Here is a 13,037-nt window from a genome sequence, read left to right on the forward strand (position 1 = left end):
TTCCAAGTCAAGAAAACTGCGCGACGCGATGCCCGGGGGTTTTCCCTGGACAGCAGACATTCAGTTCGCGAAACGCTGCGCGCGCCAGATAATAAGAAATCCCGACGATCCCCTACCCTCACGATGGACGCCGAAGACAAAGACGACGACCGCTACCGCGCCCCCGCACTGGATAAAGGCCTCGACATTCTCGAGCTGCTGTCCGAGCAGAAGGAAGGACTCACGCGCGCCGAAATCACGCGCCAGCTGGGCCGCAATGCGAGCGAGATGTACCGGATGCTCGAACGCCTCGTCGCGCGTCAATACGTGGTGCGCTCGGCGGCCGGCGACCGCTACTCGCTGAGCCTGAAGCTGTTCGCGCTCGCGCACCGTCATCCGCCGATGAACCGACTGATCGCCGAAGCACTGCCACTGATGCAACGCTTCGCCGACGCGGCCGAGCAGTCGTGCCACCTCGTCGTCTACGACCGCGGCAACCTGCTGGTGATCGCCCAGGTCGACGGGCCGGGCACGTGGGGCATGTCGGTGCGGCTCGGCTCGCGGGTCGGACTGATCGACACCGGCTCGGGGCGCGTGATGCTCGCGTTCCAGAGCGTCGAGCAGCGTCAGCAGATGCTTGCCGAGCACACCAAGGTGAAGGGCGAAGTGACGCTCGATCGCGACGCGCTGGAGGAGGCCTGCGAACGCATCCGCGCGGCGGGCTTCTGGCAGAAGGACAGCCAGCAGACCTTCGGCGTCACCGACGTGACGTTCCCAATCCTCGCGCCGTCGGGACAAGCGATCGCGGTGCTCACCTGTCCGTATCTGCGGCGGATCGACGAATACGTCGCGCCGACGCTCGAAGCGGCCACCACGCTGCTGCGCGACACGGTGCAGGCGCTGTCGATGTTCCGCGAGCAGGCCGCGTGATTGACAAGGTGCGCGGCAAGTTGCGCGACGACGTTCGTGCGGCTGCACGCACGCGCACTTGGTTTAGAATGGCGGCCCTTCCAAAATACCGCCGCATGACGGGCTCATGCGCGCGCATCGATTGAGCAATGGCCAAACTTCTGACCGATTCCGAATTCCAGCGTTTTTCCGAACTCCAGCAGAACCAGTCGAGCTTCACGATCACCGCGGCAGAAGCCGACGAACTGCGCGACATCGTCGCTCACGCGCAGAAGCGCCGCGACGACCGCGCCGCCGCGATGCAAAGCATCGAGACTTTCATCCAGCAATTCGACATCACGCCCGATGAGCTGTTTTCGCCCGAGCAGATCGGCGAAGCGGCGCGCACCTACGGCCTGATTCCGGCCGCGCGCAAGGAGCGCGTGCTGCCGCCGTCGCTGACGTTCAACGGCAAGCCGTACCAATGGACCACCCGCCCGCTGCCCGATGAAATTCGCGTGCCGCTGTTCGACGCGTTCAAGGGCGGCGAGTCGGTGAAATCGTTCATTTCGACGCTGAAGGACGCGAACCGCTGCGCCGCGACGATCGCGCGGCTCGAGCGCGAAACCGGCGCGGTGTATGCACAGGCATGGCTCGATGAGCTGTCGGTCACGCGCGCGCAAGTCGATGAGGCAGCGCAGAAGCTGGCGGCGTGAGGTGATGAAGCCGTGCGTTGAGCGGCTCGCGACGTAAGCCGCTCAAACCCCCGGCTGATTCTGCGCGGCGGACTTCGGCTCCGCCCCCGCCGTTTCGTCGAGCGCCATCCGGAAGCCGACCACGCCGGGGTCTTCGGTCCGCGTGATCGTGAAGCCGCTGGCCTTCGCCAGCGCGATCATCGCGGTGTTCTCGCGCAGCGCCTCACCGATCAGCCAGTGCGTGTCGCGCGCCCGCGCGTACGCAATGATCCGCTGCATCAGCAACTGGCCGAGGCGGCGCCCCTTCTGATCCGAGCGCACGGTCACCGCGAATTCGGCTGTCTCGTTGTCGGGATCGGCCACCGCGCGCACCACGCCGAGCGTCTGCGCGACGCCGTCTTCGTTCTCGACCGTCGCGATCAGCGCCATTTCCCGGTCGTAATCGATCTGCGTCATGCGCGCGAGTTGCGAGTGGTCGAACGCGCCGACCGCACCGAAAAAACGCAGCCGCAAATCTTCCGGCGTCATCGCGTTCACGAACTCGCGATGCGCGTTTTCGTCTTCCGGGCGAATCGGCCGTACCGTTATACGCATACCCTGCCAGTCGATCATTTCCTCGAAGCGGCGCGGATACGGCACGATCGCGAGACGGCTGCGCTTCCCGCCGACCCGCAACACCGGATCGACCACCGTCACGCGGTCCCGGTAGACCCTCAGCTTCAACGACAGGCCGACGATCTCGCGCACGTCGCAAACCGCTTGCGACAATGCCGTCAACGCGGCGAGCGTCGGCTCCGGCGCGACCAGCCTCGCGTATTGCGAACGGGTGACGATATCGCGCGCGAGCATCGGATTGAGCGGCGGCAGGCCGTACACGTGCAACCCGCTGGAAACGCCGTCGATCGGCGGCGCGGCGAAGCGGAACACGGGGCCGAAGTTGTCGTCGTCGTGCAGTTCAACGGCGACGTCGACGATGGGTTTTGTCGCGCTGTCGGCATCGGCGCACGGCGCAGCGGGGCCGGGCGCAGTGGCGCCCCCTTCTTCCGCACCCTCCACCTGCAACCCGAATCGCGCCAGAAACCGCGCCGCCGCGTCCCCGGCGAGCTCGCTTTCGCCCGCCGCCAACGCTTCGCGAGCCTGCGCCTGGGCGGCGTCGATCGACTCGGGAATCTGCGCGGGCAGGCCTTCCGGCGTTTGCATCAGCAATTCGCGACCCAGCCGGTAATCGACCAGACGGGCGAACGCGCGCGCGAGCCGCTGCGGCGTCGTGTGCACCGGGATGCCCTGCGCATGCAGCGCGTCGCGCCTCGCCGCATCGACACCGCCGAAGAAGCATGCGAGCAGCCCGCGATACGCAAAGCGCTGATGCTCGATCAGCGCCTGCGCGACGTCGTCGACGGGCGCGCCATGCGTCGATGCGTGCACCACGACGGCGGTGCCGGTCTCGCGATACTCGCCGAGCAGCTTCAGCGCGGTGCCGAAGTGCTCAGGACGAGCGCCGTCGCCGAGCAGCAGCGGATTACCGCCCACCGCGAGCGGCAGCGCTTCGCACAGCGCGTCCGACGCCGCGGCCGGCCACGGCGCGAGCAGGCCGCCGGCGGCGCTGAACGCGTCGCGCGCGAGCGTCGCGAGACCCCGGTCGCTGGTAATCAGCGTCGCGGTGGCGCCCGCCGCCACACGGCCGACGCCGAGGGTTTCGATTTCGTCGAGCAGATCGTCGAGCGCGTCGACGCGCACAAGGCCCGCGCGCCGGAACGCCGCTGTATAGAGACCGTCGGCGGGATCGTCGCGGCCGGAGCGCAGCGCGAGCACCGGCTTGTTGCGCGCCGCCGCGCGCGCGGCCGACATGAACTTGCGCGCCGCCCGCACGCTGTCGAGTTCGACCAGGATCGCGCGGGTGCCGGGGTCGCTCGCGAGGTAATCGAGCACGTCGCCGGCATCGACGTCGGCCTCCGCTCCGAGCGCCACCGCATGCGAAAAACCGAGCCCGCGCGCGCGTGCCCAGCCGAGCACCGCGTTGGTCAGCGCATTCGACTGCGACACCCAGGCGACCCCGCCCGCCTTGACCGTGCAAGACGGTGCGCCCAGATGCGCGCCGAGCGCCGGCGACACCACGCCGAGACTACCCGGCCCGACGATGCGCAACAGATGCGGCCGCGCGGCCGACAGCGCGTGCCGCAGTTCGAGCCGGTCTTCATCGCTGCGCACTTCGCCGACGATGATCACGGCGCGCGTGCCCATGCCGCCGAGCTTGTGGATCAACGAGGGCCAGGTCGCGGGCGGCGTGCAGATCACCGCGACGGTGGGCGCCTGCGACAGATCGCTGACGTCGGAGATCACCGGGTGGACGCCGAGCGTGGCGTGCTTCGGATTGACGGGCCACAGCGGACCGTCGAAGCCGCCTTCGAGCACGCGCGCCCAGACCATCGCGCCGATGCTGCCCGGCCGCTCGGACGCGCCGATCACGGCGACGGATTTCGGGCGAAACAACGCGTCGAGGTTGCGAACGGTCACGGGCGCTCCATGCGGTTGGACAGGAATTGGAGCCGGCTTCGCGGCGGGGCGGGTGGTTCCGTCAGCATAGGCGAAGTCGCGCGCTGCCGCCGGGACGTCGTGGCGACCGAAAAGAAAAAAGCCGCGTCGATCGACGCGGCTTTTTAGCTTCGAAACCAGCGGACTCGCCGCTTTACATCGCCTTCCTGAACGGCGCCCCCGAGTGTTCGCGCAACTCGTTGAACACGATCTTCGGCCACGCCTTCTGCGCGACTTCGATCTCCGACACGTGCGAGGCCAGGTAGGTCGGCGCATCAGACGCATCGAGCGCGATGCGCGCCGAGTACGAGTCGGTGAAGCGGCGCAGCTCGGCCGGATCGTCGCAGGTCACCCAGCGCGACAGCCGGTAGCGCGCCGGCGCCATCCGCACGTCGACCTTGTATTCCGTCGACAGACGGTGCGACACCACTTCGAACTGCAGTTGCCCGACCGCGCCGAGAATCATCAGACCGCCCGCTTCGGGACGGAACACCTGGATCGCGCCTTCCTCGCCGAGCTGCTTCAGCGCTTCGCCGAGCTGCTTCGCGCGCATCGGATCGACCACTTCGACGGTCTGGAAAATTTCCGGCGCGAAGAACGGCAGGCCGACGAACTGCAGCTGCTCGCCTTCGGTCAGCGTATCGCCGAGACTGAGCGTACCGTGATTCGGAATACCGATGATGTCGCCCGGATACGCCTCGCTCACCGTCTCGCGACGCTGCGACAGGAACGTGACCACGTTGTTCGCACGGAACGTCTTGTTCGAGCGCGTGACCTTCACCGCCATGCCGCGCTCGAAACGTCCCGAGCACACGCGGATGAACGCGACGCGGTCGCGGTGCGCGAGGTCCATGTTCGCCTGCACCTTGAACACGACGCCGGTGAACTTCGACTCTTCCGGCTGCACCGGACGCTGCACGGTCATACGCATCGACGGCGGCGGCGCGAGGTCGACCAGCGCGTCGAGAATTTCCTTCACGCCGAAGTTGTTGATCGCCGAGCCGAACAGCACCGGCGACTGCTGCCCGGCCAGAAACTGCTCACGGTCGAATTCGGGCGTCGCGCCGCTGATCAGATCGATCTCTTCCTTCGCACGCACCCACGCGTGGCCGAAACGGCGCTCGCCTTCCTCGTCGCTCAGTGCCTGCAGCGTTTCGACCGCGCCGCCGGCCGTATCCTGGCCGGCGCGGAACACCCGCACCTGATCGCGCTGGACGTCGTAGACGCCCTGAAAATCCTTGCCCATGCCGATCGGCCATGTGAACGGCACTGCCGCCACGCCGAGGTGCTGCTCGATTTCGTCGAGCAGTTCGAGCGGCTCGCGCACTTCGCGGTCGAGCTTGTTGATGAACGTGACGATCGGCGTCTTGCGGCTGCGGCAGACTTCGAGCAGCTTCAGCGTCTGCGCTTCGACGCCGTTCGCGCCGTCGATCACCATCACGGCGGCGTCGACCGCGGTCAGCACGCGGTAGGTATCTTCGGAAAAGTCCTCGTGGCCCGGCGTGTCGAGCAGGTTGATCACGCAATCGCCGTACTCGAACTGCATCACCGAGCTCGCGACCGAAATGCCGCGTTGCTTTTCGATCTCCATCCAGTCGGACGTCGCGTAGCGGTTGCTCTTGCGGCCCTTCACCGTACCGGCGATCTGGATCGCGCCCGAAAACAGCAGCAGCTTTTCGGTGAGCGTGGTTTTACCCGCGTCCGGGTGGGAAATGACCGCGAACGTGCGGCGGCGTTTGAGTTCGGAGACTGACATCGGGTCTGGCGGTCACGGAAAGGGGTTCGGGCGGTTCCCGGCGGCTTTGGGCGGCCGGCATGCCGCGCGTGGCGCGGCGGCGTCGAGCTGCGGGAGTCGGGCGCGGGCCGGAATCGGCCGGCACTGGTTCGACAATGCGGGAATCGCTGGTGCAAAAACGGCGCAAGGTGCGAATGATACACGTCTGGCGCGACGGCCGGGGGAAAGGGCCGCGGCACCGGACGGGGCGACCGCGCAAGCGTCCCTCGCCGCGCATGCCCGCGGGCAAAGGTGAGCGTTTTCGGGACTTGCGGCGGCGGATATGATTCGCGGCCAAAGGTGAGGATCGGGAAGCGCATGCACGCACCTGCCGCGGCGCACGCACCACAACCGCGATGTGCGGGAAAACCGCGGTAAAGCGTCGCAACGCTACGAACGGGCTCCGGCTCGACGCCTGGAAACGCCCGCCGGCAAAGGCTGGCGCGGGTTTGCGGCGAGCTGTGAGGAGCGGCGCGACACGATGGTGATTCGCACCCGCGGCGGTGCGTCGCGCGACAAAGCCAGGCTCACCGAAGCATCCCGCGAGATTCGAACGCATCGGTGAATCTCGCTGGACACGTTCAGGCGTCACGCAAAGGTGAGCGTTTTCGGGACCTTCGCAACGGTGCGGAACGAGTCAAACGACGCATCACTTCAGAGAACACGGACGCATCGGCATCCACGGCGAAATTCAACCTTCGATCAGAAACCGCTCGCGATTTTTCCCGACGAGCCAGGCCGGCGAGCGTCCACGGCCGCTCCAGGTTTCGCCGGTCTTCGGATTGCGGTACTTGGCGACTGCCGTCGCCGACGACTTGCGGCGCGGCTTCGGCGCGGCGCTCGTGAAGCCGAGTTCTTCGGCGGTCAGATCGTATTCGGCAATCTTCTGCTTGATATCGGCGATAGCTTGCGCGACTTCCTTGTCGCGCGCGGCTGCGACTTCCTTGTGAAGTTTTTCGAGTTGCGCAGTCAACTGTTTGTAAGAGGCCATGCCGGTGTTCCCCCCTCGGTTGGACGCACTGCGATGAATCGCGATGAATGGTTAGCGGACACTATCAGACGAATAAATCACAGGATAGTGAATCACGCGGCCGAGCGCAGGCGCGAAGGCCTCGCTCAATCGTCGATCGCATCGTAGACGCGGCGTTCGAAGTCGATGGCCATCGGGAACGGGTCGATCGAGCGGCGCTGGATCAGCATCAGGCCGATCATGTTCTCGACCGGATCGGCGAACCAGCTCGTGCCGTACGCGCCGGGCCAACCGAACGAGCCGAGCGAGCGATAGCCGAGCGGCAATTGCTGCGCCGGATCATCGACGATCGACAGGCCGAGGCCGAAGCCCTGCCCCGCCCAGATCACATGACCGAACGCAGGCAGGCGGCGCTGGTCGCGGCTCAGGAAATTGCTGCGCATCAGGTCGACCGAGCGATGCGACAGCAGCCGCGTGCCGCCGACGCGGCCGCGCCCAAGCAGCAGTTGCGCGAACTGCAGATAGTCCTCGGCGGTCGAGACCAGCCCGCCGCCGCCGCTCTGAAAGCGCCGCGGATTGGCCCAGCGGCTAGCCGCCGCATGATCCTCGACCACGCGACGCCGCGTTCCCGGATCGATGTTGTACGCGGTGGCGAGGCGAGCAAGCTGCGCGTCGGGCACCCAGAACGCGGTGTCGCGCATGCCGAGCGGCTCGAAAATGCGCGTGCGGAAAAACTCGCCGAGCGGCATGCCGCTCACGCGTTCGATCAGAACGCCGAGCACGTCGGTCGCCACGCCGTAGTGCCAGCGCGAGCCGGGCTGGAACATCAGCGGCAGCGCGGCGATGCGCGCGAGCCACGCGCTATTGCCGCCGCTGGCCTCGAAGCCGTTGAACGCGGCTGCGTACGCTTCGGCGAGCGGACCGGTCGCCGTGAAGTGATACGCGAAGCCCGCGCGATGCGTGAGCAGGTCGAGCACCGTAATCGGCGCGCGAATCGGATCGGTCTGGTCGAGCGGGCCGCTCGGATCACGCAGCACGCGCGGCGCCGCAAGCTCGGGCAGCCACCGCGAAACGGGCGCATCGAGCGCGAGGCGGTCTTCCTCAATCAGCATCATGATCGCGGCACTCGTCACCGGCTTCGTCATCGAAGCGATGCGAAAGAGCGTGTCGCGCTCCATCGGCAATTGCGCGGCTTCGTCGCGTAGGCCTATCGGTTCGAAGTAGCCGAGTTCGCCGCGCCGCCATACGAGCGCCACCACCCCCGCCACTTCGCCGCGCTCCACGTAGCCCTGCATCGTGGTGGTCACCCTCGCGAGCCGGGTCGCGGCAAGCCCTGCTATCTGCATGTTCGTCCTGTGTCGGTAAAAGAAAGCGTGCGCGCGCCCATGTCACTTTGGCGATCAACCGATAGATATAACCGGTCCGGTGAAAGCGCACACGACGGCTTTCCTGGTTGCCGATTCCGATTGGCGGACTTAGTGACGACACTCAGGCTTTCTGCCGTTTTTCCAATGCGCAAAGCGCGGCATCGAGGCGTTTGACACGGGTGGCCTGCGCCGGCACGATAACCGCGCCGGAAACGTGCTGGAGGCGGTTTCGCCAGTAAGACAACGGAATACGGTCTTCTGCGGAAATATGGGAAATTATCTGTTCGAGATGCTCGATATCTTTTTCGAGTTGCTGATGATTCATTGCTTTCCCCGGATTCTATTGAATTAGTGTTGAAGCAAAAAAATCGAAAGCATAAGTCGCGTTGGCCCGCGCGACCCGAACTAATGCCCGCCAGTAGCGGGAAAATCTTCCTCTTCGTTTTCTGCGCCGGAAAAAACCGGCAGTTTCTTCTCGCCGGGGTTAAATTCCCAACGGTTTAAAAAGAATACTGCTGTCAAATTTCACGTTCCGTTGCCTGCCGCACTGAACTTCGTTGGACGCCCCGAAGGTAAAGATTAATCGTTGTCGGGGCGCAAAGGATAATCGGTGTACAGCGACTCAACGTTGTAAAAAAGCCGCGCGCGGCGTACTTAACCCAATTCGCATGCTAATCGCGGATCGGACCCACATTAGGCACATGAATTTATGACAGCCATGTGGTAACCGCAAGCGTATCGGGACTTGGCAGGAAATCACCTGGAACAGGTGAAAAAAACCAATGCCGCCTGCGAATCGAACTGCCGCGCGCGCCGGCGTTGCACCGGCGCGGCTTAAGGTGCTTACTTCGCGGTCGCGCGGCACGCGTAGATCAGGCTCAGCGTGCCGCCCTGGCTCGACTGCCGCACGACGTCGAATGCGCCATTGCAACTGGCGGCCGCCTGTTGCGAGCACGAGTCGGAACCGACCGGGCATTGCACGAGCGTGGTTAAGCGGCCGTCCGGCAGGAACAGCGGCGCGCTGCTGCTACACCCGCCAAGCGCGACGATCGCGCCGACGGCCAGCATGATGCTCGAGCGGCGCGCGAAGAAGGAAAGGCGTTTCATGGAGACCCCGGTCACGTCTTGTTTTTCGATCCCGCGATTGTGCCACGCTCCCCTCGTGCTGCGTCAGTTCGCGCCGCGCGGCCGGGCGGGCGCGGCGCGGCGCGTCAAACGTCGATGCCGTGCGCGGCGATCTTCTTGTACAGCGTCGCGCGGCCCATGCCGATCTGTTTCGCAGTGTCGATCACGCGGCCGCCGTTCGCGCGCAACGCGTCGCACAGAAAGCGCTTTTCGAAGGCGGCCATCGCGTCGCTCCACGAAGTGGGTTCCGCGGTGGCAGCAACGTCCACGCTGGCAGCCGCGACAGACGGGGTCCGCGTCGACGCCGTCGCGCCTCCCTGCCCCGAGCCGATGAACGGCGCAAGCACGCGCGCATCGATGCGTTCGCTGTCGGACAGCATCACGGCGCGCTCCAACGTGTTGCGCAGCTCGCGCACGTTGCCGGGCCAGTCGTACGCGCACAGCAGACGCAACGCGTCGTCGTGTAATTCGAAGTGGCTGCCGCCGCCCGCCTGCGCGGCCAGATCCTCGAGCATCGCGTAGGCGAGCGCCTCGATGTCGGATGGACGCTCACGCAGCGCGGGCGCGAGGATCGTCAGCACGTTGAGCCGGTAGTACAGATCCGCGCGAAAACGTCCGGCCGCGACGAGCGCGGGTAGATCGGCCGAGGTCGCCGCGATGATCCGCACATCCGCGCGCACGACGCGGTTCGAGCCGAGCGGCTCGAACTCCTTGTCCTGCAGCACGCGCAGCAGCTTGCCCTGCAATGGCAGCGGCATATCGCCGATCTCGTCGAGAAACAGCGTGCCGCCGTTGGCGAGCTCGAACTTGCCGACCCGCCCCTTGCGATCCGCACCGGTGTACGCGCCGGGCGCGGCGCCGAAGAATTCGACTTCGAGCAGCGTGTCGGGAATCGCCGCGACGTTGACGCTGACGAGCGGCTTATGCGCGCGCGCCGAGCCGCCGTGAATCGCATGCGCGAGCAGTTCCTTGCCGGTGCCGGTTTCGCCGAGCAGCAGCACCGGCGCTTCGAGTTGCGCCGCGCGCCGCGCCTGGCGTTTCACTTCGAGCGACGCCGCGCTCGTGCCGACGAAGCTGCCGAATGTATAGCGCGCGCGGCGCGCCTGCGCGAGCGACTGGCGCGTCGCGATCAGCTCCTGCTGCAGCCGCGAGTACTGCGAAAACAGCGGCGACAGCGCTTTCAGCTCGTCGAACAGCGCGAAGCCGACCGCGCCGATCGTCGCGCCGGCATCGTCCTTCAGCGGCAGACGCGTGACGACGAGCGGCTCGCGATCGGTCTCCATGATGTCGAGCAGGATCGGCTTGCCAGTGTTGACGACTTCGCGCATCAGACTGTTCGGGATCACCGCTTCGCAATCGCGGCCGATCGCCTGTTGCGGGTCCGAAAAGCCGAAGCGCGCCGCATACCGTTTATTGATCCAGACAACGCGCGCCTGCCCGTCTACGATGAAGGTGCCTTCACTGAAGTTTTCGAACGTGCGGAACAGCGATTCCATCGCCCGACGCAGCACGTCGTCATAGGTGGCGGGCAGGCCCGTCCAGTCGGTCATCATGCTGTCGTTGTCTCCGCTTATCGTTTTGTTTGCAGTCAATCTCAATTGCTAGACAAATTTATCTCCAAACAGAGACAGGCGACAGGCCTTATGCATCGTGACTTACCCTGGTTTCAGGTGATCTTGGCCGGATTGAAGTCCCGTTTCTGAGACACCCGGGTACAATCCGCCAACGATGCCTCGGGCCGCCGCTGCACGCCCGCGCAAGGCGCCGCAGCGCTTCAGCGGACAAACGCCGGGCATGGCATGGAATCTGCGTTTCGACCGCGCCGCGCCGTCGCTTGATCAGGACGGCAAAAAAGGTAGAACAACCAGGCTATGGAGACTCAATGACCTTTCTCATCGTTATCGCCGCGCTGGCGTTTCTGATGTTGGCCGCGTATCGCGGCTACAGCGTAATCCTGTTCGCGCCGATCGCGGCGCTCGCCGCCGTCCTGCTCACCGAGCCCGCCGCCGTCGCGCCGGTCTTCACGAGTATTTTCATGGACAAGATGGTCGGCTTCGTGAAGCTGTACTTCCCCGTGTTCCTACTCGGCGCCGTGTTCGGCAAGGTGATCGAGCTGTCGGGCTTCTCCGAGTCGATCGTCGCGGCCGCGATCCGCTATATCGGTCGCTCGCGCGCGAACGCGGTGATCGTCGCGGTGTGCGCGTTGCTCACCTATGGCGGCGTGTCGCTGTTCGTCGTCGTGTTCGCGGTCTACCCGTTCGCGGCCGAGCTGTATCGCCAGAGCAACATTCCGAAGCGGCTGATGCCCGGCGCGATCGCGCTCGGCGCGTTCTCGTTCACGATGGACTCGCTGCCCGGCACGCCGCAGATCCAGAACATCATCCCGACGACGTTCTTCAAGACCACCTCGTGGGCCGCGCCGACGCTCGGCGTGCTCGGCTCGCTGTTCATCATCGTGGTCGGTCTGACGTATCTGGAATGGCGCCGCCGCGGCGCGATGGCGACCGGCGAGGGTTACGGCACCGAACTCGTCAACGAGCCGGAGCGCGTCGAATCGAAAGAACTGCCGCATCCGCTGCTGGCGATCGCGCCGCTCATCGTGGTCGGCGTCGCGAACTTCTTGCTGACGCGCTGGATTCCGACCTGGTACGGCCCGTCCTTCACGGTCACGCCGGAGATCCTGCCGGGCCTGCATGCACCGGTCGAAACGAACGTCAAGGCTCTGGTGGGGATTTGGGCCGTGCTGGGCGCACTGCTGCTCGGCATCATCATGGTCATCGTGACGGCGTTCGGCCGCGTCAGCCACCGCTTTGCGGTCGGCACCAAGGCAGCGGTGGGGGGAGCGCTGCTGGCGTCGCTCAATACCGCGTCGGAATATGGCTTCGGCGGTGTGATCGCGGCGCTGCCGGGCTTTCTCGTCGTCAGCAATGCGCTCAAAAGCATTCCGAATCCGCTCGTCAATGCCGCGGTGTCGGTCAGCACGCTGGCGGGTATCACGGGTTCGGCATCGGGCGGTATGAGCATTGCGCTCGCCGCGATGTCCGATACGTTCATCAAGGGCGCGCAGGCCGCGAATATTCCGCTCGAAGTACTGCATCGGGTGGTCGCGATGGCGAGCGGCGGCATGGATACGCTGCCGCACAACGGCGCGGTGATTACGCTGCTCGCGGTGACGGGTCTCACGCACCGGCAGTCGTATCGCGACATCTTCGCGGTCACGGTGATCAAGACGCTCGCGGTGTTCTTCGTGATCCTGGTGTATTACACGACGGGCCTCGTGTGAACGTCGAACCGGAAAGCAGCACTTTGATCTGATAGATCCGCATTAGTCCCACCTCGACAGACCGCCGACGAAGCACGAGGATGGAGGCGTCAGCGCCCAATGTTGCAAGGGCAGGCTGACCCGAGTAACAACGGCGTTTAACGGCCCGTCCTATCCGGACGGGCTATTTTTTTCAGCGCGCGATTCGTGCGCGAAAGGTGAGGAAATCCGGGAGCGACGCCAACCACAGCGAGAGTGCCGCCGGACGCCGCCTAGCCCGCGCCCGCGTCACCCGCATGACAAAACCCGAACGCAAGCCGCGCCGCCGCGGGGCATGAAAAATGCAGCCGTCGCAACGAGGAGTCGCGTTAAACTGGTTGCTCGCTCGGCAACCGCGAATGCGCTAAACCCGGGCGAGATTGAGACAGAGGCAGACGCAACACGG

Annotated in this window: 10 protein-coding genes; 3 read left to right on the plus strand and 7 right to left on the minus strand. The window is 65.5% G+C overall.

Annotated elements, in window-relative coordinates; translation table 11 throughout:
• The first annotated feature begins 123 nt into the window (after nucleotides 1–123).
• Together AB3X96_RS10055 and AB3X96_RS10060 are read left to right on the plus strand one after the other, a co-directional pair.
• Nucleotides 124–909, plus strand: coding sequence for an IclR family transcriptional regulator (locus tag AB3X96_RS10055; RefSeq protein WP_176366385.1), 786 nt, complete (start codon nucleotides 124–126; stop codon nucleotides 907–909).
• 128 nt (nucleotides 910–1,037) lie between these two features.
• A complete protein-coding gene (locus AB3X96_RS10060; protein WP_368589592.1) occupies nucleotides 1,038–1,583 on the plus strand; it encodes a hypothetical protein in 546 nt (181 codons plus the stop codon).
• Nucleotides 1,584–1,625: 42 nt separating this feature from the next.
• On the opposite strand, the gene AB3X96_RS10065 is transcribed toward AB3X96_RS10060, so the two are convergent.
• The 7 genes from AB3X96_RS10065 to AB3X96_RS10095 form a co-directional block, all read right to left on the minus strand.
• On the minus strand, nucleotides 1,626–4,076 hold the full coding sequence (locus tag AB3X96_RS10065) for a GNAT family N-acetyltransferase (RefSeq protein WP_368589593.1): 2,451 nt from the start codon (nucleotides 4,074–4,076) through the stop codon (nucleotides 1,626–1,628).
• 172 nt (nucleotides 4,077–4,248) lie between these two features.
• Nucleotides 4,249–5,850 carry a peptide chain release factor 3 gene (locus AB3X96_RS10070; RefSeq protein ID WP_176107139.1) on the minus strand — a complete coding sequence of 534 codons (1,602 nt, stop codon included), beginning with the start codon at nucleotides 5,848–5,850 and terminating at the stop codon, nucleotides 4,249–4,251.
• Nucleotides 5,851–6,559: 709 nt separating this feature from the next.
• The gene (locus AB3X96_RS10075) at nucleotides 6,560–6,859 is read right to left on the minus strand and encodes an H-NS family nucleoid-associated regulatory protein (protein WP_176120804.1); all 300 of its coding nucleotides are present in this window, start codon (nucleotides 6,857–6,859) and stop codon (nucleotides 6,560–6,562) included.
• A 125-nt stretch (nucleotides 6,860–6,984) separates the two neighbouring features.
• Complete coding sequence (locus AB3X96_RS10080) at nucleotides 6,985–8,184, minus strand: serine hydrolase domain-containing protein (RefSeq protein ID WP_368589594.1); 1,200 nt, start codon at nucleotides 8,182–8,184, stop codon at nucleotides 6,985–6,987.
• A 142-nt stretch (nucleotides 8,185–8,326) separates the two neighbouring features.
• Nucleotides 8,327–8,530 carry a hypothetical protein gene (locus AB3X96_RS10085; RefSeq protein ID WP_018438439.1) on the minus strand — a complete coding sequence of 68 codons (204 nt, stop codon included), beginning with the start codon at nucleotides 8,528–8,530 and terminating at the stop codon, nucleotides 8,327–8,329.
• A gap of 518 nt (nucleotides 8,531–9,048) precedes the next feature.
• Entirely contained in the window at nucleotides 9,049–9,312 is a 264-nt protein-coding gene (locus tag AB3X96_RS10090; protein WP_176107136.1) for a hypothetical protein, read from the minus strand.
• Nucleotides 9,313–9,416: 104 nt separating this feature from the next.
• Nucleotides 9,417–10,883: a sigma-54-dependent Fis family transcriptional regulator gene (locus tag AB3X96_RS10095; RefSeq protein ID WP_176378835.1), complete on the minus strand. Its 1,467-nt coding sequence runs from the start codon at nucleotides 10,881–10,883 to the stop codon at nucleotides 9,417–9,419.
• Nucleotides 10,884–11,212: 329 nt separating this feature from the next.
• Here AB3X96_RS10095 and AB3X96_RS10100 point away from each other — a divergent pair, with 329 nt between their 5' ends.
• Complete coding sequence (locus AB3X96_RS10100; protein WP_176107134.1) at nucleotides 11,213–12,613, plus strand: GntP family permease; 1,401 nt, start codon at nucleotides 11,213–11,215, stop codon at nucleotides 12,611–12,613.
• Nucleotides 12,614–13,037 lie beyond the last annotated feature (424 nt).

Source organism: Paraburkholderia sp. BR13439 (assembly GCF_040948805.1).
In the GTDB taxonomy this organism is placed as follows: domain Bacteria; phylum Pseudomonadota; class Gammaproteobacteria; order Burkholderiales; family Burkholderiaceae; genus Paraburkholderia; species Paraburkholderia youngii.

Coding starts and splice junctions, on each gene's coding strand:
- AB3X96_RS10055 (WP_176366385.1), top strand. CDS start 124: ATGGACGCCGAAGACAAAGACGACGACCGCTACCGCGCCCCCGCACTG.
- AB3X96_RS10060 (WP_368589592.1), top strand. CDS start 1,038: ATGGCCAAACTTCTGACCGATTCCGAATTCCAGCGTTTTTCCGAACTC.
- AB3X96_RS10070 (WP_176107139.1), bottom strand. CDS start 5,850: ATGTCAGTCTCCGAACTCAAACGCCGCCGCACGTTCGCGGTCATTTCC.
- AB3X96_RS10075 (WP_176120804.1), bottom strand. CDS start 6,859: ATGGCCTCTTACAAACAGTTGACTGCGCAACTCGAAAAACTTCACAAG.
- AB3X96_RS10080 (WP_368589594.1), bottom strand. CDS start 8,184: ATGCAGATAGCAGGGCTTGCCGCGACCCGGCTCGCGAGGGTGACCACC.
- AB3X96_RS10085 (WP_018438439.1), bottom strand. CDS start 8,530: ATGAATCATCAGCAACTCGAAAAAGATATCGAGCATCTCGAACAGATA.
- AB3X96_RS10090 (WP_176107136.1), bottom strand. CDS start 9,312: ATGAAACGCCTTTCCTTCTTCGCGCGCCGCTCGAGCATCATGCTGGCC.
- AB3X96_RS10095 (WP_176378835.1), bottom strand. CDS start 10,883: ATGATGACCGACTGGACGGGCCTGCCCGCCACCTATGACGACGTGCTG.
- AB3X96_RS10100 (WP_176107134.1), top strand. CDS start 11,213: ATGACCTTTCTCATCGTTATCGCCGCGCTGGCGTTTCTGATGTTGGCC.